Here is a 19,659-nt window from a genome sequence, read left to right as displayed (position 1 = left end):
CTCATCGTCGCGCAAGGTGAGGTGGATCATGGCCGACTTGATGCAGGCGGCACCGGCGGCACGACAACGGTGCGACTGCCACGTCCCGGTGCGTGAGGCCGGGGCCGAGGAGCGGTTCCGGGGGCTTCTGGAGGCCGCGCCCGACGCGATGGTCATCGTCGACGACACGGGCGCCATCAGGCTCGTCAACGCCCAGACGGAGGCGCTTTTCGGCTACGGACGCGAGGAACTCCTGGGCCGTCCGGTCGAGTTGCTGATGCCGCACCGCTTCCGCGACAACCACACCGAGCACCGTGACGGATACGCGGCCAACCGCCAGGTCCGCCCCATGGGCGCCGGTCTGGAACTGCACGGACTGCGCAAGGACGGCACCGAGTTCCCCGTCGAGATCAGTCTGAGCCCGCTGGAGACGACGGACGGCCTGCTGGTGTCGGCGGCGGTTCGGGACGTCAGCGACCGCAAAGCGGCCGAGGCCCGCATCAACGAACTGGCCGCGCTGGTGGAGTCCTCCCAGGACGCGATCCTGGCCCACACCCTCGACGGCCGCATCACGTACTGGAACGCCGCCGCGCAGCGCCTGTACGGCTACACCGCCGAGGAGGTCATCGGCCTGAACGTGTCGCTGCTGGCGCCGCCGGACCTGCGCGGCGAGGTCAGAGCACTGCTCAAGCACCTGCGGAGGGGCCGCAAGGTGGAGCACTTCGAGGCCCTGCGGGTCACCCGCACCGAGGCGCTGCTCGACGTGGACGTGACGCTGTGGCCGACGCGCGACACGCACGGCACGGTGGTCGGGGCGTGCGCGATCGTGCGGGACATCAGCGACCGCAAGCGCGCGGAGGCCGAGCTCACCGCCCTGTACGAGCAGCAGCGGCACATCGCGCTGACCCTTCAGCGCTCCCTGATGGGCACCCCGCCCGCGCTGCCGGGCCTGGCCACAGCCAGCCGCTACCGGCCCGCGACCCAGGGCGCCGGCGTGGGCGGCGACTGGTTCGACCTGATCCCGCTGGGCGGCGACCGGGTGGGGGTGCTGATAGGCGACGTGATGGGTCGCGGTCTGGAGGCCGCCGCCGTGATGGGCCAACTGCGTTCGGCGGCACACGCGTTGGCGAAGACCGGTATGCAGCCGCGGCAGTTGATGCGGGCGCTGGACACCTGTGTGGCCGACCTCGACGTACCCGACCAGCTGGTCACCTGCTGCTACCTGGTGATCGCGCCGGACGCCGGCACCGTGACCGTCTGCTCGGCGGGCCATCTGCCGGTCCTGGTCGCACGCGCGGACGACGGGATCCGGCCCCTGTCCTGTCCGGTCAATGCGCCCCTCGGCGTGGGCGACGTGCTGTACGAGCAGTCCAGTTCGGAGATACCTCCGGGCGCCACCCTGGTGCTGTACACCGACGGCCTGATCGAGACGCCGGGCAGTGACATCGAGCTGCGCATCGGCGAACTCAGCCTGCTGCTGGAGGATTTACTCCTCGGCAAGCCCTGCCTGGAGGCCGCGGCGGACCAGGTGCTGGCCGGCCTGCTGCCCGACCCCGACAGCCACAACGACGACGTCACCCTGCTGCTGGCGCAGCTGCCGGCCGCGCCGCTGGCGGCGGTCACGACCGAACTCCCCGCCGTCGCGGCCTCCGTGCCGGAGGGGCGAGCCTTTCTGCACAAGGCGCTGACCTCGTGGAACTGCGCCGAGCACGCCGACGACGCGCTTCTGCTGCTGTCGGAGACGCTGACCAACGCCGTGCTGCACGCCGAAGGCCCGATCAGTCTGCGGCTGCACCGCACCGCCACCGACCTCACGATCGAGGTCGGCGACCGCAGCCCGCAGCTGCCGCAGCCGCGCCAGGCGGCGGAGCACGAGGAGTGCGGGCGCGGTCTGATCCTGGTCCGGGCCCTCGCCGAGGACTGGGGTGTGCGTCCGACCGACGAGGGCAAGACGACGTGGTTCACGCTCAGGCTGTGAACCCTCCGGGACGGGCGCCGAGGACCGTCCCGGCCGGGCGGGACAGCCGGGCCGCCCGGCCGGCGCCCCGGGCCGCCGCGTAGACCTCCAAGTGCGCCCGGATGTACGGCACGGCCACGGCGTCGACCTCGATGTCACCGTCGACGAAGGCGGGTTGGACGTTCACCTCGAAGACCACGCCGCCGTTCTCGACGGCGAGGTCGACCCCGGCGAACGGCAGCCCGACCGACCGCGTCGCGGCGACGGCGAGGTCGGCGAGGCGGGGCGGCAGGTCCGGCGGGGCGATGTGCACGGCGGTGGCTCCCCGGCAGGTGTTGCACGGGGTGTCGGGGTCGGGCTGGAGGTGCTCGCGGGCGTGCACGACGCGGCCTTCGAGGACGAAGACGCGGAACTGGTGGCGCATGCCGTCGGCGGTGATGTTGCCGGCGTCCCGGGAGAGCATCCAGTCGGTGCCCCGCTCGGCGTAGAAGGCCCTGGCCCGGGCGAGGACGGCGGGGGTGGTGACATGGAAGGTGTCGTTGCCGCCGGTGCCGACGACCGGGCGGGCCCAGGCGTCGCGGTCGAGCCGTTCGAACGCGGCGGCCGTCTCCCTGGGCGACGGGCGGGACAGGACGAGGGTCTCCATCTGGGCGACGCCGTCGCGCTGGAAGCGCTCGACGGTGAGGTTCTTCTCGGTCGCGGCGCGCCAGGCGTCCGGGCCTGCGGCGAGGGTCGGCACACCGTGGCGTCGCAGCAGGTCCTGGAAGGGGGCGTAGGCGCGGCGGCGGTGCGGCGGTATCTCATAGAGCACGACGATGTCGGGCGTGAAGTCGACTCCCTCGTGCGGCACTCGGAGCCGTAACAGGTCTCCGTCGCGGATGTGGCGGCCGGCCCCGCCGGTCGCGAAGTGCCGGGAGTCGACCCGGACGGGCGGTGCGCCGGTGAGCAGTTCCACCGCCCGGGCGAGGTACTCCCGGCAGCCTTCGGGCGATGTCGGATCAGCGATCAGGGCGATGCACGGTCGGGACACGAGCGGCCTCCAATGGCTCACGACGCGTGTTCGGACCGCGGGCACCCGACTGCGGCCGAACGGCGTCACGGGATGGTGCCTGTCGCGCGGGTGGTCCTCGCCCCCGGCGGCCGGTGGCCACGACGGTGGTGAGGCTCGGGCCCCGCCGGATCCTCGTCGGGGGCCGGCCGAACACTGTAAGCGCCCGCGGGGAAGACGGAACAGGGCGCACACGGGCCGGCGCCCTGCCCCTCACCCTGCGCCGCCCGCCCCCACCCGTGCGCCCTGCCCCAGCCGGCCCCGGCCGACGGGTCAGCCGTCCCAGGACCAGTCGGCGACCTCGGGCAGGTCGGTGCCGTGGACGCGGATCCAGTCGTGGTGACGCAGTCGCGCGTCCTCCATCCGCTGGCGTACGCCCGCCGCGCGCACGGCGAGCCCGGGCACGCGGTCGATGACGTCCATGACGAGCCGGTAGCGGTCGAGGTCGTTGCGCACGACCATGTCGAACGGCGTGGTCGTCGTGCCGAACTCCTTGTACCCGCGGACATGCAGGTTGGCGTGTCCGTTGCGGCGGTAGGCGAGGCGGTGGATCAGCAAGGGGTAGCCGTGGTAGGCGAAGACGATCGGCTTGTCGGCGGTGAACAGTCCGTCGAACTCGAAGTCGTTCATGCCGTGCGGGTGTTCACTGCTGGGCATCAGCCGGGAGATGTCGACGACGTTGACGACCCGCACGGCGAGCTCCGGCAGGTGCCGGCGCAGCAGTTGGGCGGCGGCCAGCACCTCCTGGGTCGGGACGTCGCCGGCGCAGGCGAGGACGACGTCCGGTTCGCGCGTGCCGGTCTCCGTGCCGGCCCAGTCCCAGATCCCGGCGCCGCGCGCGCAGTGGACACGGGCCTGCTCCAGGCTCAGCCAGTCGAAGCAGGGCTGCTTTCCGGCCACGACGACGTTGACGTAGTCACGGCTGCGCAGGACGTGGTCGGCCACGGACAGCAGGGTGTTGGCGTCCGGCGGCAGGTAGACCCGAACGGCTTCCGGGCTCTTGTTGAGGACGTGGTCGACGAAGCCGGGGTCCTGGTGGGAGAAGCCGTTGTGGTCCTGGCGCCAGACGTGCGAGGTGAGCAGGTAGTTGAGGGAGGCGATGGGTGCGCGCCAGGGCAGCCGGCGGGTGACCCGCAGCCACTTGATGTGCTGGTTGACCATGGAGTCGACGATGTGCACGAACGCCTCGTAGCAGGAGAACAGTCCGTGCCGTCCGGTGAGGAGGTATCCCTCCAGCCATCCCTGGCAGGTGTGTTCGGAGAGGATTTCCATCACCCGGCCGTGCCGGTCGAGGTGTTCGTCGACCTCGAGGATCCCCGCCTGCCACGCCTTGCCGCTGGCGCCGTAGACGGCCTGGAGGCGGTTGGACGCGGTCTCGTCGGGCCCGACCAGGCGGAAGTCACGCCGGTCGGCCGTGGATCGCATCACCTCTTCGAGCAACTCGCCCAGGACGGCGGTGGGTTCGTGCTGGGTCGCGCCGGGCTTGTCGACGGGGACGGCATACTGCTCCAGGTCCGGCACAGGGAGTTCGCGCAGCAGCAGGCCGCCGTTGGCGTGCGGAGTGGCGCCGAGGCGGCGGGTCCCCTCGGGGACGCAGGCCAGCACGTCGGGCCGCGGCGCGCCGCGCTCGTCGAAGAGTTCCTCCGGGCGGTAGGAGCGCAGCCATGTCTCCAGTTGCCGCAGATGACCGGGGTCGTCGCGGACGGCGGCCAGCGGCACCTGGTGGGAGCGCCAGGTGCCCTCCACCGGGAGGCCGTCGACCTGTGCCGGGCCGGTCCATCCCTTCGGGGTGCGCAGGACGATCACGGGCCAGCGGGGACGTTCGACGGCCCCGTCCTCGCGGGCGGCGCGCTGGATCGCGGCGATGCGGTCGAGCACGGTGTCGAAGGCCTGGGCCATCGCGCGGTGGACGGCGGCCGGGTCGTCGCCGGTGACGTGGACCGGGTCGTGGCCGTAGCCGCGCAGCAGCTCGTCGAGTTCGGACTCGGGGAGGCGGGCGAGGACCGTCGGATTGGCGATCTTGTAGCCGTTGAGGTGGAGGATCGGCAGGACGGCGCCGTCGTGGACGGGGTCGAGGAACTTGTTGGAGTGCCAGGACGCGGCCAGCGGGCCGGTCTCGGCCTCTCCGTCGCCGATCACGCAGGCCACGAGCAGGCCGGGGTTGTCGTAGGCGGCGCCGTAGGCGTGGGAGAGCGAGTAACCCAGTTCGCCGCCCTCGTGGATCGAGCCGGGCGTCTCGGGGGCGACGTGGCTCGGGACACCGCCGGGGAACGAGAACTGCTTGAACAGGCGGGCCATGCCGGCCGCGTCCCGGGTGACGTCGGGGTAGATCTCGGTGTACGAGCCCTCCAGCCAGGAGTTGGCGACCACGGCGGGCCCGCCGTGCCCCGGGCCCCAGACGCACAGCGCGTCCAGGTCACGGGCGCGGATGACGCGGTTGAGGTGGGTGTGGACGAGGTTGAGGCCGGGTGAGGTGCCCCAGTGGCCGAGCAGCCGGGGTTTGACGTGTTCGGGGCGCAGCGGCTCGGTGAGCAGGGGGTTGGCCATGAGGTAGATCTGGCCGACGGACAGGTAGTTCGCGGCGCGCCAGTGGGCGTCCAGTGTCCTCAGCTCGTCGTCGGTGAGCCGGGTGGACGCCTGCTGCGTGTCGACGGACATCTAGGGTTCCCTTCCGGAGCGGGGTCGGCGGGAGGTGCATGCCGGTGCGCACCTCCCCACCCTCTCCCGGCCGCCGGGTACCCGCCAGGGCCGAACGACCCCCTGCGACGGAGCCGATCGGGCCCGCCTCCGGACCGCCCGCCCCTGCAACGACGCAAGGGGGGCTCCGGTCCTACCCGCGTCCGGCGTCCAGGCGGGCGATGTGGGTGATGTTGCGCAGGTCCTCGACGTCCTCGCTGGCGTCGCCGCCGAACCAGGCGTCGAGGATCTCCTTGAGGAGCGGCTCCGAGGTGAGGCGCAGTCCGAGGGCGAGGACGTTGGCGTCGTTCCAGCGGCGGGCGCCGTCGGCCGTGTAGGCGTCGGTGCACAGGGCAGCCCGCACGCCGGGCACCTTGTTAGCGGCGATGGACGCGCCGGTGCCGGTCCAGCAGCACACCACCGCCTGCTCCGACACCCCGTCGGCCACGTCCCGTGCCGCCGCCTCCGAGCACACCGCCCACTGGGGGTCCGCGCCGGGGCGCAGCGCTCCGTGCGTCACGACGTCGTGCCCGCGTCCGCGCAGCTCCGCGACCAGGGCGCGGGCCACGGGTTCGTCCATGTCCGAGGAAACGGAGATCCGCATGCCTGGAGCCTACTGAGCCGAGCGGTGGGCTGTCGCGCCGGTGGGGCGGCTCGGGGCGGCCCGCCCGGGCTCCGGGGCGGGTGCGCCCGGCGGGTTCTCCGGTTCCGCGGGCGTGCGTGCGGCGCGGGACGGGGCGGTGAGGACGGCGAGGCAGGCGACGACCAGGGCTACGCCGAGCCAGCCCAGCGGGGGCAGACGTTCGCCGACGACCAGGACCGCGAGGACGGCGGCGACGGCGGGCTCCAGCAGGGAGAGCGTGGTCGCGGTGCTCGCCGGGACGTGGGCCAGGCCCCAGCCGAACAGGACGTAGCCGACGAACATGGGCACCAGGGCCATGTAGAGGCCGACCGAGGCGGCTTGCGGGGAGTCGAGCAGCGGGGCCCCGGTGGCCAGCAGCACGGGCAGGAGCAGCAGTCCGCCGAGGCCGAAGACGGCGCCCATGGCCGCGCCGGAGGTGACCCCACCGCTGATCAGGCGGTGCGCCGCCCACGAGTACAGGGCGTAGGTGAAGCCGGCCAGCAGGCCGAGCCCGACCCCGAGCACGGTCGGCCCGACGGAGCGGCTTCCGGTGGCGGAATGCGTCCGGGACGCCTCGGCCGCGCACAGCAGCACCGTCCCGGTCAGGCCGAGGGCCGCGCCGGCCGTCCAGCGGCGCGTCAGCCGCCGTCCGTCCACGGCCCGCTCGATGACGGCCGAGGCGAGCGGGGCCGAGCCGATGGACACCACCGTTCCGGCGGCGACCCCGGCCAGGTGCATGGAGCTGTAGAACGCCAGCGGGTAGGCCCCCACCGCGCCCGCCCCGAGCAGTACGACGGCGCGCCGCGCCCTCAGCGCGGGCGCTTCCCGGCGGATGCGAGGAGCGGCGACGAGGGCCTGGAGCAGTCCGCCGAGGCCCATGGCGACGGCCCCGATCGCGAGCGGGCCCACGTCCGGGGCGAAGGTCGCGGCGGTGCCCGTGGTGCCCCACAGCACCGACGCCGCCAGGACGCACAGCGAGCCGATGCCCACCGAGGCGGAGGCCCGTCCGGAAGGCCCCCTCACAGCCGGTCCAGCAGGTCGGCCGCCATCGTGCGGGCGTGCTCCAGACGCGTTCCGGCACCCTCCAGACCGGCGCGGGCCATGGCGCCCTCCAGCAGGAACGCCAGATGCTCCGCCGCCGCACGCGCCTCCTCGGGACGCCCGGGCAGCACGTGCGCCAGGTGTCCGGCGAGCAGCGCCTCGACCTCCTCCTTGTGCCGGCGCACCACCGCGCGCCCCGCGTCGCCCGCGGGCAGTTCGGCGGCCGCGTTCAGCAGTCCGCATCCCCGGAAGCCGCGCTCGTAGGCGGACGCCGCGTGGTCGGCGTACGCGTCGAAGACCGCCAGGACGCCGCCCCGGGCGTCCGTGGTCTCCTCCAGCCGGCGCCGGTAGAGGGCCAGCCACTCCTCGTGCCGGGCGTCGAGGTAGGCGAGCACCAGGTCGGCCTTGGAGGAGAAGTTGTTGTAAAGGCTCATCTTCGCCACGCCCGCTTCGGCGGTGATGGCGTCGATCCCGGTGGCCGACACACCGTCGGCGTAGAAGCGGCGCGCGGCGGCGGCGAGCAGCCGCTCCCGCGCGCTGCCCCGCCGCCGGCCGGGGCGGGGCGCGGCGGTTCCGGTCTCGCGGGTCACGGTTCCTCCGTAGCGGTGGTCACAGTTCTTACGTCGCGGTTCGCTCCGATAATAGGTAGGTCAGTCTACCTAATGAGCGTGGCTCGGGTAAGCGGCGGTGCCGGTGAGGGACGTATCGGTCCCTTTCCCCCACCGGCCGCCGATCGGGCGGGTGATGGCTCATGATGATCGGGCCATGCACCGACTCGTCACCACCTCCCGCGCAGCGGGGCGCCAGGCGCCCCTGGCCGTCCCGCGGGCGGCGGTGTTCGCCGCCGTCGGCACGGCACTGGGCGCGAGCGCCCACCGTCTGCTCGCCGAGGAGCGGGTGCCGTGGACGCGGGGCTCGATCGCGGCCGTCGCACTGTTCGCGCTGGGCCTGGTCGGCGTGCGTCGCCCGCGGCGGCTCGTCACGGTCGTCGCCGCCAGCGTGGCCGCGCAGTCCGGGCTGCACCTGTGGCTGAGGCTGACGCCGCACGACGTCCCCGCGCCCCAGGGCGCCGACTCGGCCATGGGCGGCCATGCGCATGGCGGACACCTCCCCGCCGCCTGGCACGCGCGCGTGCACGACTCCCTGGCCATGACGGCGGCCCACACGCTGGTCGCCGCGCTGGTCGCCTTTCTGCTGCACCGGGCGGACACGGCGTGCTGGACGCCGGCCCGGGGGCTCACGGCGGCGCTCGACGCCGTACGGGCGCATCTGCACACCGCCGCCGGCCTCGCGACCGCTGCCAGGGGGCGGGCCGGGACGGAACACGGAACGCCGACGGTCGTACCGGCGCGCGACGACCGATGGCCGTCGGCCCTACCGGTGCTCACACACGCGGTGGTACGGCGGGGTCCTCCGCCCACGGGGACGGCTCTCGCCAACTGGCCCCGCCGGGACGGCCGTTCGGTCACGCCGTCCGCCTTCCCTGGCCCACCCCGTCACCCGTGCCTGGAGACACCCATGTCCCGCAACACCCTGTCGCACACCGCGCGGCGCCTCGCCGTCGCCACCGCCGCCGCGACAACCGCCGTCCTGCTCACCGCCGTTCCGGCCGCCGCCCATGTGGAGGTGACGTCGAAGACCGCTCAGGCGCTGGCCCAGAACGTCGAACTCACCTTCGTGGCCGAGTCGGAGTCCGCCTCGGCCGGCATCACACAACTGCGGATCATCCTGCCCAAGGGCATCGCCCCCACCGACGTGGTGTACGGCGAGGGCCCCAAGGGCTGGACGTTCACCGCGACCAACGACGGCTACGTCGTGAAGGGCCCCGCCGTGAAGATCGGCGAGGATGCCGAACACTCCGTCGTCGTACGCCAGTTGCCGGACGCCAAGGAGCTGGTGTTCAAGACGCTCCAGACGTACGGCGACGGGAAGGTGGACCGCTGGATCGAGCTGGGCGAGTCGGAGGGCGAGGGGCACGGGCACGGCAACCAGGCCCCCGTACTGAAGCTGAAGGCGGCGGCGCCCGGTGCGCAGTCGGCCGCCCCCTCCCCCGGCGCGCCGGAGACCTCGGCCGCGCCGGCGAGCCCCTCCGCGTCGCCTTCGCCATCCGCCGAAGACGCGTCCCCGCAGGCGGCGGCCGAGAAGGACGACGACGGCGGACTGTCGGCGGGCGCCTGGACAGGCATCATCGCCGCACTCCTCGTGGCGGCAGCGGCCGCGGTCTTCCTCGTACGACGCCGGGCCGGCTCGCAGCAGTAGCCGACACGGCCGACGGGGGACGAGGCCGGCCGCCGTGGGCGGTCGACCGGGGCGGGTGTCACCGGAGCGGCGGTCAGCTCGCCTGCGTGTCGCGGGGTGACGGCACCCGCCCCGGCGCACCGACGTCAGTCGGCAGTCCGACTTCGGTGACTCGGGGCGGGGTCGGGGGGCCGTCCGCAACCGGCGTCCGTCGGTCAGCGGGTCGACAGGCGGTCGACCTCCTCGGCCTTGTGTCGGGCCTCACTCTCGGCACGCTCGAGCGCCTCCTCGGCCTCGTGGCTCCGCTGTTCGGCCTCCTGGCACTCCCGGTCCGCCCGGCGGAGTTCCTCGCGCGCCTGGCGCAGGTGCTCCTCGACGGCGGAGACCTGCCGGCGGGCCTCGTCGTGGCGGTCGTGCGCCCGCTCCAGTTCGGCGTCGGCGTCGGCTCGCCGGCGGCGCTCTTCGCGCAGTCGCCGTTCGGCTGCCTGGGCCGCCTTCCGGGCCTGCGTGAGCAACCGCTGCTTCTCACGCCGGCGCTCGGCCAGCTCGTCCTTCGCCCGTGCCCGCTCGGCGGCGGGCGGCGCCGTCGAGCGGGCGGGCCGGGGCCGTGCTCCGGCTGAGGCGGAGGGACCGGGGGTGAACTCCGAGGGCGGCGTGAGCGCGCTCTCCAGCCGGCCCGTGGCCCACTGCTCGGCGGCCTGCGGATCGGCGAGCACGGCGTTCAGGGTCGACTCGATCTCCCGTTGCACCGTGCCCGACAGCCGCTCCCCCGCTTCCAGGGCGAGTCGCGCCGCCTGCCGGGTCAGCGCGGCGACGACCAGGCGGCGCTGGACGGACAGCTCCTTGATCCCGGCCCCGTCCAGCGTGCCGTACGCCTCCCGCAACGCCCGGCCCAGCTCCAGGAACCGCCCGCTCTCCTCGGACTCGGAGCGCAGCAGCAGGTTCGCCGCCCAGGCCGCCAGCGAGGGGCGGCGGGCGGCCCGGACGCGCCGGGCGTCCTCGGTGCGACCGGCCGACCTGGCCGCCAGGGCCAGCTCCTCGCGACGCGCGACGAAGCGGGACGGCGGCGTGGTGTAGAGCGCGTCCAGCTCGGACTCCAGCTCGCCGCCCGCACCCTCGGCCTCGGCCTCGCCCTCGCGGTCCGCGCCGCCCGCACCCTCGGCCTCGGCCTCGCCCTCGCGGTCCGCGCCGCCCGCACCCGCACCGCGCGGCCGCCTGCCGCTGCCACGCCCGCGCGCGCTCTCGTCTCGCACGGTGTCCACACTCCCCCGCACCGCCCGACCCCGCACATCGAGCACACCCGGTGTCACGGTTACTCCCCCGGTCGGCTCAACCCGCCCCCCTGTCAAAGCCGTTGACCTGCCCCCGGAGGCCAGCACGATGAGCCCGCGCTCCTGAGCGGGCACCCCAGGCCCGACCGCGAGGGCGTGTGGTTCGAAGGGAAGCCGCACCTGGCGCTGGCTCTGCGCACCCGGTGCGCCCGAGGGGACGAGGCCCGCGCCCGGCGGCTGCTGGCCTCCGTGGAGAGTGCCCAGGAGCCGCTGGGCGGGCGGCCAGACCCTGAGGGCCGGACGGTCGCCGAGGGCTGCGGAGTCGTCTCGGCGAGCAGTCCGCTCGACACCGGTTTCGGGTTCGGCTGCTACCCGTACCGCCACACGGGCGCCACCGCCTGGTACGTGCTCGCGGCGACCCGCGTCAATCCGCTGGGGGCGTGAGGCGGCGTCGAGACGCCCGGCGGCCCGCCGCCCGGCTCTGCTCTGACACCATGGCCCCATGGAACGTGTGCTCGGAATCGGTGGGTACTTCCTGCGGGCCGCCGACCCCGCCGCCCTGACCGCCTGGTACCGCGAGTGCCTCGGACTGGACGCCGACGACAACGGTCTGTGGCGCCAGGACCCCGGGCCGACGGTGTTCGCTGCCTTCGAATCCGGGACCGACTACTTCGGGTCGCGTGCCCAGCAGACCATGCTCAACTTCCGCGTCCGTGACCTGGACGCGATGCTCGCGCAGTTGCGCGCCGCGGGAGCGGAGGTGGCGGAGGAGACGCAGGACATGGCGGGCGTCGGCCGCTTCGGCTGGGTCACCGACCCGGAGGGCAACCGCATCGAACTGTGGCAGCCCGCCTGAGCCCCCGCGGCTCCTGGAAACGCCCTGAGTCCCTGAGAACGTCCCTGAGAACTTCTTCACCGAGATCGCCGTGCCGGCCGATGAGTTTTCGCGTGTTCCTCCGTCAGAGTTCACGACTGGGGCGCCGCGGCCGCGAACGCGGGCGAGGCGCGCACTCACCGAGCCGACCGGGAACCGGTCACGAGACCCCGAGGAACACCCATGCGAACTCTGATCAGCACCGCCTTCATCTCGCTCGACGGCGTCGTGGAGGCCCCCGGCGGCGAGCCCGGTTACCGGAACTCGGGGTGGACGTTCAAGCACACCGAGTTCCTTCCCGAGGCCTTCGAGATCAAGGGCCGGGAGCAGAAGGAGGCCGCGGCGATGATGATGGGCCGGGTCAGCTACGAGGCGTTCAGCGCGGTGTGGCCCGACATGGAGGACTTCGCGGACTACAAGGTCATGCCGAAGTACGTCGTCTCCACCACCCTCGCCGAGGACGACCTCGTGTCGAACTGGGGTGAGACCACGATCCTGCGCTCGCTCGACGAGGTCGCCGCGCTGAAGGAGACCGAGGGCGGCCCGATCATCGTGCACGGCAGTGCGTCACTGAACCGGGCGCTCTCGGACGCGGGCCTGATCGACCGCTATCACCTGCTCGTCTTCCCGCTCCTGCTCGGCGCCGGCAAGCGGCTGTTCAGCGCCACCGACAAGGACGCCCAGCGGCTGAAGCTGGTCGAGCACGAGGCCTACGCCAACGGTCTGCAGAAGAACGTCTTCGACGTCCTCCGCTGAGGCGGACGGCCGCCGATGGGGGGAGGCGGCCGTACGCGGCTCGCCCGTGTGTCCGTGGCCTCGTCGGGGGCGGGCCGGTTCACCTGATGTGCCTGGCGAGCTTGGTCACGGTGTTGAGGAGGTGTTCGAGGGGGCCGCGTGGGGAGACGCGGCTCCAGGCCAACGCCAGGAGCATGGCGGCGGCGACGAAACCCAGGAGCACCGGTGTCGCGGGGAGCTCCGAGTCGTCGACGCCGAGGACGCGGATGGCGACGATGTGCAGCACGTACGCGGTCAGGGACATCGCGCCGACCGCGCACACCGGCCTCGTCAGCCGTGTCAGGCGTGGCATGCGGGCGGCGAGGACGAGGCACAGCGCGAGGACTGCCAGGGCGACGCCGGTGTTGCCGACCAGGGACGCTGTCGTCTGGCTGTGCGGCGCCGCCACCAGCAGCCAGGACGGGGTGTGTTCGACGGGATCGCCCACGGCGTCGGTCCACCAGGCCGTCGACGCCGAGCCGCCGTCCGAGGCCGCGGCGATCGCGGCGGTGGCGTGCGGCACGAGACGCAGGGCGAGCCAGGAGCCCCCGTAGCCGAGCACGGCGAGTGCCACGCCCGTCGACGCCAGGCCCCTGAGGACGGCGGTTCGCGTGAGGTCGAGACGGGCGACGGCCATGCCCGCGATCATGAACGGTGCCCAGGTCAGGACCGGGTACGCGCCGGTGAACAGCAGGTCGAGCAGGCCGTCCGTGCCGGTGATCCGCGCCAGCGGGTCCCATCCGATGACAGTGTCGGACCAGCTCCCCTCGTCGATCGCCTGCTGGATCACGTACAGCGCCTGGGGCAGGACGAGCGCGCCTGCGGCCGCGACGGCGGCCAGCGTCCCCGCCCGCAGCCTGCAGAGCGGGAGAACGAGGAGGAAGGTGAGCCCGTAGTAGGCGAGGATCACGTCGACCGAGGTGCCCAGTGCAGCCAGGGCGAAGCCGATGAGGATCAGGACGAGCGCCCGCAGGACGACCCGGCCCGCGGCCTGCCGGCCCGGGCGGCCGGTCATCGGCTGCGGGCGGCCCGTGAGGATCACGAGGGAGAAGCCCGCGATGACGGCGAACAGGGCGGACGACCGGCCCCGCGCCGCCTCCATCAGAAACCCCGTCGGCCCGCCCTCCGAAGGCTCCGGGCCGACATGGGCGGCGTACATCCCGAACATCGCCAGCCCGCGGGCCAGATCGACGCCGATCAGCCGCCGGGCCGACGGCTGAGTGCGGACCGGGCGGGTGCGACGATCCCCCTCCCCGCCTCGGTCGGAACGCCTGGTCTCCCCGCCCCGGGTGGGACGGCCCGTCTCCGCGGTCGGCGGCGCTGATACCGCGACACGGGGTGCGGGTGAGGGGACGTCGCAAGTCATATCTCCTTAGACTGTGCATTCCGCTCGTTTGAATCACAACCCTCATGTTTCCTGACATTCCCTGCCCACCGGCGGGGGCCGCCCCGGTGACCCGGCGGGCCCCGTGCGAGCCCTGAGGAAGGGAGCCGCAGGTGATCCGGGTGCTGGTGGTCGACGACGAGGCCCTGATCCGTACCGGGTTCACGCACATCCTCGACGCGGCCGGCGACATCGCCGTCGTGGCGGCGGTGCCCGGCGGTCTGGCGGTCCGGACGGCCGAGGAGAAGCAGCCCGACGTGGTGCTCCTCGACATCAGGATGCCCGACATCGACGGCCTGACCGTCCTCGCCGACCTGTGCGGGCTGCCGCACCCGCCGGCGGTCGCCATGCTCACCACGTTCGGCATGGACGAGTACGTGTCGACGGCTCTGCGCTCGGGCGCCGCGGGCTTCCTGCTCAAGGACACCGATCCCGAACAGCTGGCGCCCATGGTCCGCACCCTGGCCGAGGGTGGGATCGTCCTGTCGCCCAAGGTCACGCGGACCGTCGTGGACGGCTTCCTGGACCACGAGACGAGCGAGCCCGCCGCCCGCGCCGTCGCGCGGCTGACCGATCGGGAGCGCTCCGTCCTGGTCCTCGTGGCCGAGGGGCTGTCCAACGGCCGCATCGGCGCGCGGATGCATCTCAGCGCCGGCACCGTGAAGGACCATGTCAGCGCCATCCTCACCAAGCTGCGGGTGGACAGCCGTGTCCAGGCGGCGCTGCTCGCCGAACGCGCGGGCCTGCTGAAGCTGCCGCGGGAGGGGGACGGGTGATGCCCTCGCGTGCCGTCGCCGTCCCCGCGCTGCTGGACGGGGCGCTGATCGTGGCCGCCCTGCTGGACGTGTGGGTCAACGTCGAGCCGACGGAGCGGCTGGCCCTGGCCTGCGGGCTGCTCGCCGCCGCGGCACTCGCGCTGCGCCGCCGGCTGCCCCTGCTCACGTTCGCGCTGACCGTGCCCGCCTCCCTGGTCACCGACGCGGTGTTCGCCACGCTGGCCGCGCTCTACACGGTCGCCTCGCACACGCGCCGGCGTTCGGTGCTGGTCGGCTGCGCGGTCGCGTTCACGATCAGCGACATCCTGCCCTGGCACTGGCCGCCGTCCCTGAAAGCGGTCCCCATCTCCGACAGCTTTCTGCTCATCAGCCTGGGGTACACCCTGGCCACTGCGGCGGCTCTGGTGTTCCTCGGCCAGCTCGTCCAGACCCGGCGGGAGCTGACCGTGCGGCTCGCCGAGGTGTCCGAGGCCCGGGAGAACGAACGGCTGCTGACCGCCCAGTCGTTGCTGGCGGCGGAACGCGCCCAGCTCGCCCGCGAGATGCACGACGTGGTGTCCCACCAGGTCAGCCTGATCGCGGTGCAGGCGGGGGCGCTCCAGATGGGCGCCCGGGACGCCGAGGTCAGAGAAACGGCGGGTGCGATCCGGCGCCTGAGCGTGCGGACCCTCGACGAGCTGCGGCACATGGTCGGGGTGCTGCGCGCCGCCGGCAACCGCCCGACCGAGCTGACTCCCCAGCCGTCCCTGGCCGACCTGCCGCGCCTGGTGAGCGGCAGCGGCATCGAGACCGAGCTGCGGGCCGACCTGCCCGAAGGGCTCCCGCCGACCGTCCAGCGGGCGGTGTACCGCACGGTGCAGGAGGCGCTGACCAACGTCCGCAAGCACGCCCCGGGAGCGACGGCCACGGTCCACGCCGGGCTCCGGAACGGGGCCGTCCGCGTCACCGTCACCAACACGGCTCCCACCAGGCCGGCCATCCCCCTGCCCGGCTCCCGCCAGGGCCTGGTCGGTCTGCGTCAGCGAGCCGAACTCCTGGGCGGCACCCTCGCCCACGGCCCCACAGCCGACGGCGGCTACTCGGTGAGCCTGGACATCCCGGCGGACGGGGCGTGAAGCCCGGGGCCGCTGTGGGCACGGGTGATGCCGAGAGCCGGGAGCGGCTCGCGTAACGTCTGCCCCTGTCGGGGTCCGTCACGCGGGCCGTCGCGTGCGTCGAGGGGGTGGGGCATGAGCCGGCCGGCCACAGCAGGCGCTCCGGGCGAGTTGCGTCGTGGGCTCGGGGTGACCGACGCCGTGATCGTCGGTCTGGGGGCGATGATCGGCGCAGGGATCTTCGCGGCCCTGGGGCCGGCCGCACGGGCCGCCGGGTCCGGGCTGCTCGTCGGGCTCGCGCTGGCCGCCGTGGTGGCGTACTGCAACGCCACCTCCTCCGCCCGGCTCGCCGCCCGCTACCCGGCCTCGGGCGGCACGTACGTGTACGGCCGCGAGCGCCTCGGCGCCTTCTGGGGCTGGCTCGCCGGGTGGGCGTTCGTCGTCGGCAAGACCGCCTCCTGCGCGGCCACGGCGCTCACCGTCGGCTCGTACATGTGGCCGGGGCAGGCGCACGCCGTCGCGGTCGCCGCGGTGGTGGCGCTGACCGCGGTGAACTACCGGGGGGTGCAGAAGTCCGCGCTGCTCACCCGGGTGATCGTGGCCGTGGTGCTGGCGGTGCTCGCGGCGGTCGCCGTCGCCGCCCTGACCTCGGGCACGGCGGACGCGGCCCGGCTGGAGGTCGGCTCGGACGCCACCCCCGGCGGGGTGCTCCAGGCGGCGGGCCTGCTGTTCTTCGCGTTCGCCGGGTACGCGCGGATCGCGACGCTGGGCGAGGAGGTGCGCGACCCGGAACGCACCATCCCCAGGGCCGTTCCGCTCGCGCTCGGCATCGCCCTGGCCGTGTACGCCGTCGTCGCCGTCGCCGTGCTGTCGGTGCTCGGCCCGCAGGGGCTGGCGCGGTCCGCGGCGCCGTTGTCGGACGCGGTCCGGGCGGCGGGTGCGGAATGGCTGGTCCCGGTGGTGCGGGTCGGCGCGGCCGTGGCCGCGCTCGGGTCGCTGCTGGCGCTGATCCTCGGTGTCTCGCGCACCACGCTGGCCATGGCCCGGGACCGTCACCTGCCGCACGCGCTGGCCGCGGTTCACCCGCGGTTCAACGTGCCGCACAGGGCCGAGCTGCTGGTGGGCGCGGTGGTGGCGGTGGTGGCCGCGACAACGGACCTGCGTGGGGCGATCGGCTTCTCCTCCTTCGGGGTGCTCGCCTACTACGCGATCGCCAACGCCTCCGCCTGGACGCTCACCGAGCCCGACGGCCGGGGCCGGCCGCACCGGCGGCGCCGGCTGGTCCCGGCCGTCGGACTGGCGGGCTGTCTGGTGCTGGCCTTCGCCCTGCCCCTCTCGTCGGTGCTCTCGGGCGCGGCGGTACTGGCCTTCGGCGCGGTCGCCTACGGCATCCGCCGGGCCGTGACGGCCCGCCGGCCGTAACCCGGCCGAGCGGCCCCCGGCCGACGGCCCCGGGGGGCCGACGGTCCCCCGGGTGAACTGCCTTTACCGGGGGGAAAGTTGTAAGAACGAAGCATTACGGAAGATGTTATGGATGATGGCGGAAGGAGAGCCCGTCGAGACCGTCCTCTCCGTGACGATGACTAGCCGGTGACCAAACTCGGAGATGCGTCCTTGATCGGCAGCCGTCCGGTACGAAAAATCGGCTGGTAGTTCGGTGAAGGGTTGTTTGGGTCGGAGGCCGACGGGGACCCGCACCGCATGCCGTCGGGGCGCCGGAGCTCCCGCCTGGCGGGCCGACGGCCCGAACCACCGTTCCACCCGCTCCGGGCGGACGGCCCGCAGAGGCGGGAGCCACGGAGCCCGTCGTAGCACTTCCGAGCGTCAGGCCCTTTGCGCCGTCTCATCATCGCCGTGCCGCGGTCATGCCGTGGCACCGAGGGAAGTCATCATGAAAGCAGCGGTATACGAAGGACCGCGAACGGTCACGGTGAAGGACGTACCGGACGCGAAGATCGAACACCCCTGCGACATCATCGTCAAGATCACCACCACCAACATCTGCGGTTCGGACCTGCACATGTACGAGGGCCGCACCTCGTTCGAGTCCGGCCGCACGCTGGGGCACGAGAACATGGGCCAGGTCGTGGAGGTCGGCTCGGCCGTACGCAAGGTCCAGGTCGGCGAGTACGTGGTTCTGCCCTTCAACATCGCCTGCGGGTTCTGCAAGCAGTGTGAGCGGGGGCTGACCAACTACTGCCTGACCATGCAGCCGGAACCGGCCCTCGCCGGAGCCGCCTACGGATTCGCCGACATGGGCCCCTACCAGGGCGGCCAGGCGGAGCTGCTGCGTGTGCCCTACGGCGACTTCAACGCGCTGCGGCTGGGCGAGGACGCCGCCGAGCGGCAGACCGACTACGTGATGCTCGCCGACATCTTCCCCACCGGCTATCACGCCACCGAGATGGCCCACGTCAAACCGGGCGACCAGACGATCATCTTCGGGGCCGGCCCTGTCGGGCTGATGGCGGCCTATTCCGCCGTGCTCAAGGGCGCCGGCCGCATCTGGGTGGCCGACTACCAGCCCGACCGGCTGCGCAAGGCGGAGGAGATCGGGGCCATCCCGATCAACACCGCCGAGCAGAACCCGGCGGAGGTCGTCAAGGAAGCCACCCTCGGTCTCGGCGCCGACAACGGGTGTGAGTGCGTCGGCTACCAGGCACACGACCCCCAGGGACACGAGGACGCCAGCCTCACGCTCAACGGCCTGATCGACTCGGTCAGGTTCACCGGCGACATCGGCGTGGTGGGCGTGTTCCTGCCCCAGGACCCCGGCGGCGAAGAGGCCCAGGGCGAGCTGGAGGCACAGGGCAAGGTGCCGATCGACTTCGGCATGATGTGGTTCAAGGGCCAGCACATGGGGACCGGCCAGGCGCCGGTGAAGAGGTACAACCGGGCGCTGCGGGACCTGATCGCCGGCGGGAAGGCGACGCCGAGTTTCGTCGTCTCCCACGAGCTCGGCCTGGACGAGGCCCCCACCGCCTACGAGCACTTCGACGCCCGTGACGAGGGCTGGACGAAGGTGGTGCTGCATCCCAACGGCCACGGCAACGGCCACAAGTAGCGAGAAGACCAGGGCCGTCAGCCGCCCCAGCACCCGGGCGGGCGACGACCCGGGATGAGCGGCCGGCCCCGGTTTCGGTCGGGGCCGAACAGGCCGCCCTCTCCGCCCGCACCTCCCGCAATGCCGGGCATATGGCGTTCGGCTGCCTCCGGAATTGCGGGAGCGGCGCACCTTCCGTTCACCTCACCGCACGTGAGGAACACTCACGAAGACAGACACCCCCTCTGCCTCCCGCCTGCGACACGATCCGCTCGTACGTGGCCTCGGCTGGGCCGGTGCGCTTCTGGGCGTGCCCCAGGTCGCCGCCCCGGCGGGCTTCGCTCGGGCCCTGGGCGTGGGCCACGCCCCCCGGCACCAATCGGCCACAGCCGCCGTCGGCGTGCGCGAACTGGCGGCGGCGACCGGGCTGCCGGGACGGCCGCATCCCGTCTGGCTGTGGGGTCGCATCGGGGGCGACCGCGATGGATTGCGGCACCATGTCTCGCTGACGCCGACAGGTCCTGGACAGCGTGCGCAAACTTACCCGGAGACGTGGGAGGTTCGAACGGCCCACCCGGGAGGGGCGCAGCGACGACCGGATCGTCGCCCCCCTCAGGGCACGCCGAGCCCTTCAGGCGATCGACGACGCAGCGGCGCTCCGCACCGCAGCCGAAACCCGGCCGACGCATGAACCGCGCAGACCTGAGCCGCGAACGGCTGCTCACTTTCGGGCACAGCACCGCCACCCAGGAACAACTGGCCGCTCGGGGGCTTTTGTTACACCTGTCCCATGACGTACGGCTGACCGAACACCGGCCGACGGTCGGTGCGCGGCTGCGTGACGACGGCCTCCTGGTGTACGACCAGCAGTGACGGGTGTTC

At 73.2% G+C, this 19,659-nt stretch carries 16 protein-coding genes and 1 pseudogene; 10 read left to right on the top strand and 7 right to left on the bottom strand.

The features are described from left to right. Positions 1-28: 28 nt before the first annotated feature. On the top strand, positions 29-1,957 hold the full coding sequence (locus tag ACIOC0_RS04645; protein WP_402152401.1) for a PAS domain S-box protein: 1,929 nt from the start codon (positions 29-31) through the stop codon (positions 1,955-1,957). Here the strand turns inward: ACIOC0_RS04645 and ACIOC0_RS04640 are convergent. The 5 genes from ACIOC0_RS04640 to ACIOC0_RS04620 form a co-directional block, all read right to left on the bottom strand. Further along, positions 1,947-2,966, bottom strand: a complete 1,020-nt coding sequence (locus tag ACIOC0_RS04640) for a RimK family alpha-L-glutamate ligase (protein WP_402152398.1) — start codon at positions 2,964-2,966, stop codon at positions 1,947-1,949. The genes ACIOC0_RS04645 and ACIOC0_RS04640 overlap by 11 nt on opposite strands. 291 nt (positions 2,967-3,257) lie before the next feature. Next, positions 3,258-5,642 carry a phosphoketolase gene (locus ACIOC0_RS04635; protein ID WP_402152395.1) on the bottom strand — a complete coding sequence of 795 codons (2,385 nt, stop codon included), beginning with the start codon at positions 5,640-5,642 and terminating at the stop codon, positions 3,258-3,260. A gap of 172 nt (positions 5,643-5,814) precedes the next feature. Then, positions 5,815-6,264, bottom strand: a complete 450-nt coding sequence (locus ACIOC0_RS04630; protein ID WP_351089439.1) for an RpiB/LacA/LacB family sugar-phosphate isomerase — start codon at positions 6,262-6,264, stop codon at positions 5,815-5,817. 9 nt (positions 6,265-6,273) lie between these two features. Beyond that, complete coding sequence (locus tag ACIOC0_RS04625) at positions 6,274-7,305, bottom strand: DMT family transporter (protein WP_402152392.1); 1,032 nt, start codon at positions 7,303-7,305, stop codon at positions 6,274-6,276. Beyond that, a complete protein-coding gene (locus tag ACIOC0_RS04620; protein ID WP_402152389.1) occupies positions 7,302-7,913 on the bottom strand; it encodes a TetR/AcrR family transcriptional regulator in 612 nt (203 codons plus the stop codon). The genes ACIOC0_RS04625 and ACIOC0_RS04620 overlap by 4 nt, the downstream gene beginning before the upstream one ends. 175 nt (positions 7,914-8,088) lie before the next feature. Here ACIOC0_RS04620 and ACIOC0_RS04615 point away from each other — a divergent pair, with 175 nt between their 5' ends. Continuing rightward, positions 8,089-9,582 (top strand): DUF1775 domain-containing protein, encoded by a 1,494-nt coding sequence (locus tag ACIOC0_RS04615; protein WP_402152386.1) that lies wholly within the window; start codon positions 8,089-8,091, stop codon positions 9,580-9,582. Between the two features lie 194 nt (positions 9,583-9,776). Here the strand turns inward: ACIOC0_RS04615 and ACIOC0_RS04610 are convergent, their stop codons facing one another. Further along, positions 9,777-10,661 (bottom strand): hypothetical protein, encoded by an 885-nt coding sequence (locus ACIOC0_RS04610; protein WP_402153208.1) that lies wholly within the window; start codon positions 10,659-10,661, stop codon positions 9,777-9,779. Positions 10,662-10,964: 303 nt separating this feature from the next. Between ACIOC0_RS04610 and ACIOC0_RS04605 the strand changes: the two are divergent. The 3 genes and pseudogenes from ACIOC0_RS04605 to ACIOC0_RS04595 all read left to right on the top strand — a co-directional run. Further along, a pseudogene (locus ACIOC0_RS04605) lies at positions 10,965-11,276 on the top strand (Tat pathway signal sequence domain protein); the annotation flags it as partial. A gap of 58 nt (positions 11,277-11,334) precedes the next feature. Then, positions 11,335-11,688, top strand: a complete 354-nt coding sequence (locus ACIOC0_RS04600) for a VOC family protein (protein WP_402152384.1) — start codon at positions 11,335-11,337, stop codon at positions 11,686-11,688. 201 nt (positions 11,689-11,889) lie between these two features. Further along, positions 11,890-12,462, top strand: a complete 573-nt coding sequence (locus ACIOC0_RS04595; RefSeq protein ID WP_402152381.1) for a dihydrofolate reductase family protein — start codon at positions 11,890-11,892, stop codon at positions 12,460-12,462. Between the two features lie 79 nt (positions 12,463-12,541). On the opposite strand, the gene ACIOC0_RS04590 is transcribed toward ACIOC0_RS04595, so the two are convergent. Further along, the gene (locus ACIOC0_RS04590) at positions 12,542-13,846 is read right to left on the bottom strand and encodes a DUF418 domain-containing protein (RefSeq protein WP_402152378.1); all 1,305 of its coding nucleotides are present in this window, start codon (positions 13,844-13,846) and stop codon (positions 12,542-12,544) included. A gap of 131 nt (positions 13,847-13,977) precedes the next feature. Between ACIOC0_RS04590 and ACIOC0_RS04585 the strand changes: the two genes are divergently transcribed. The 5 genes from ACIOC0_RS04585 to ACIOC0_RS04565 all read left to right on the top strand — a co-directional run bounded on the left by ACIOC0_RS04585 (position 13,978) and on the right by ACIOC0_RS04565 (position 19,650). Further along, positions 13,978-14,640, top strand: a complete 663-nt coding sequence (locus tag ACIOC0_RS04585; protein WP_402152375.1) for a response regulator — start codon at positions 13,978-13,980, stop codon at positions 14,638-14,640. After that, a complete protein-coding gene (locus tag ACIOC0_RS04580) occupies positions 14,640-15,755 on the top strand; it encodes a sensor histidine kinase (protein ID WP_402152372.1) in 1,116 nt (371 codons plus the stop codon). The genes ACIOC0_RS04585 and ACIOC0_RS04580 overlap by 1 nt, the downstream gene beginning before the upstream one ends. A gap of 114 nt (positions 15,756-15,869) precedes the next feature. Then, a complete protein-coding gene (locus tag ACIOC0_RS04575) occupies positions 15,870-17,156 on the top strand; it encodes an APC family permease (RefSeq protein WP_402152370.1) in 1,287 nt (428 codons plus the stop codon). Positions 17,157-17,625: 469 nt separating this feature from the next. Further along, entirely contained in the window at positions 17,626-18,798 is a 1,173-nt protein-coding gene (locus ACIOC0_RS04570) for a glutathione-independent formaldehyde dehydrogenase (RefSeq protein ID WP_402152367.1), read from the top strand. 666 nt (positions 18,799-19,464) lie between these two features. Beyond that, positions 19,465-19,650, top strand: a complete 186-nt coding sequence (locus ACIOC0_RS04565; protein WP_402152364.1) for a hypothetical protein — start codon at positions 19,465-19,467, stop codon at positions 19,648-19,650. Positions 19,651-19,659: the final 9 nt, after the last annotated feature.

Origin of the sequence: Streptomyces sp. NPDC088254, assembly GCF_044740925.1 — a bacterium.
Classification (GTDB): domain Bacteria; phylum Actinomycetota; class Actinomycetes; order Streptomycetales; family Streptomycetaceae; genus Streptomyces.
This window is presented reverse-complemented; position numbering and strand designations above follow the sequence as displayed.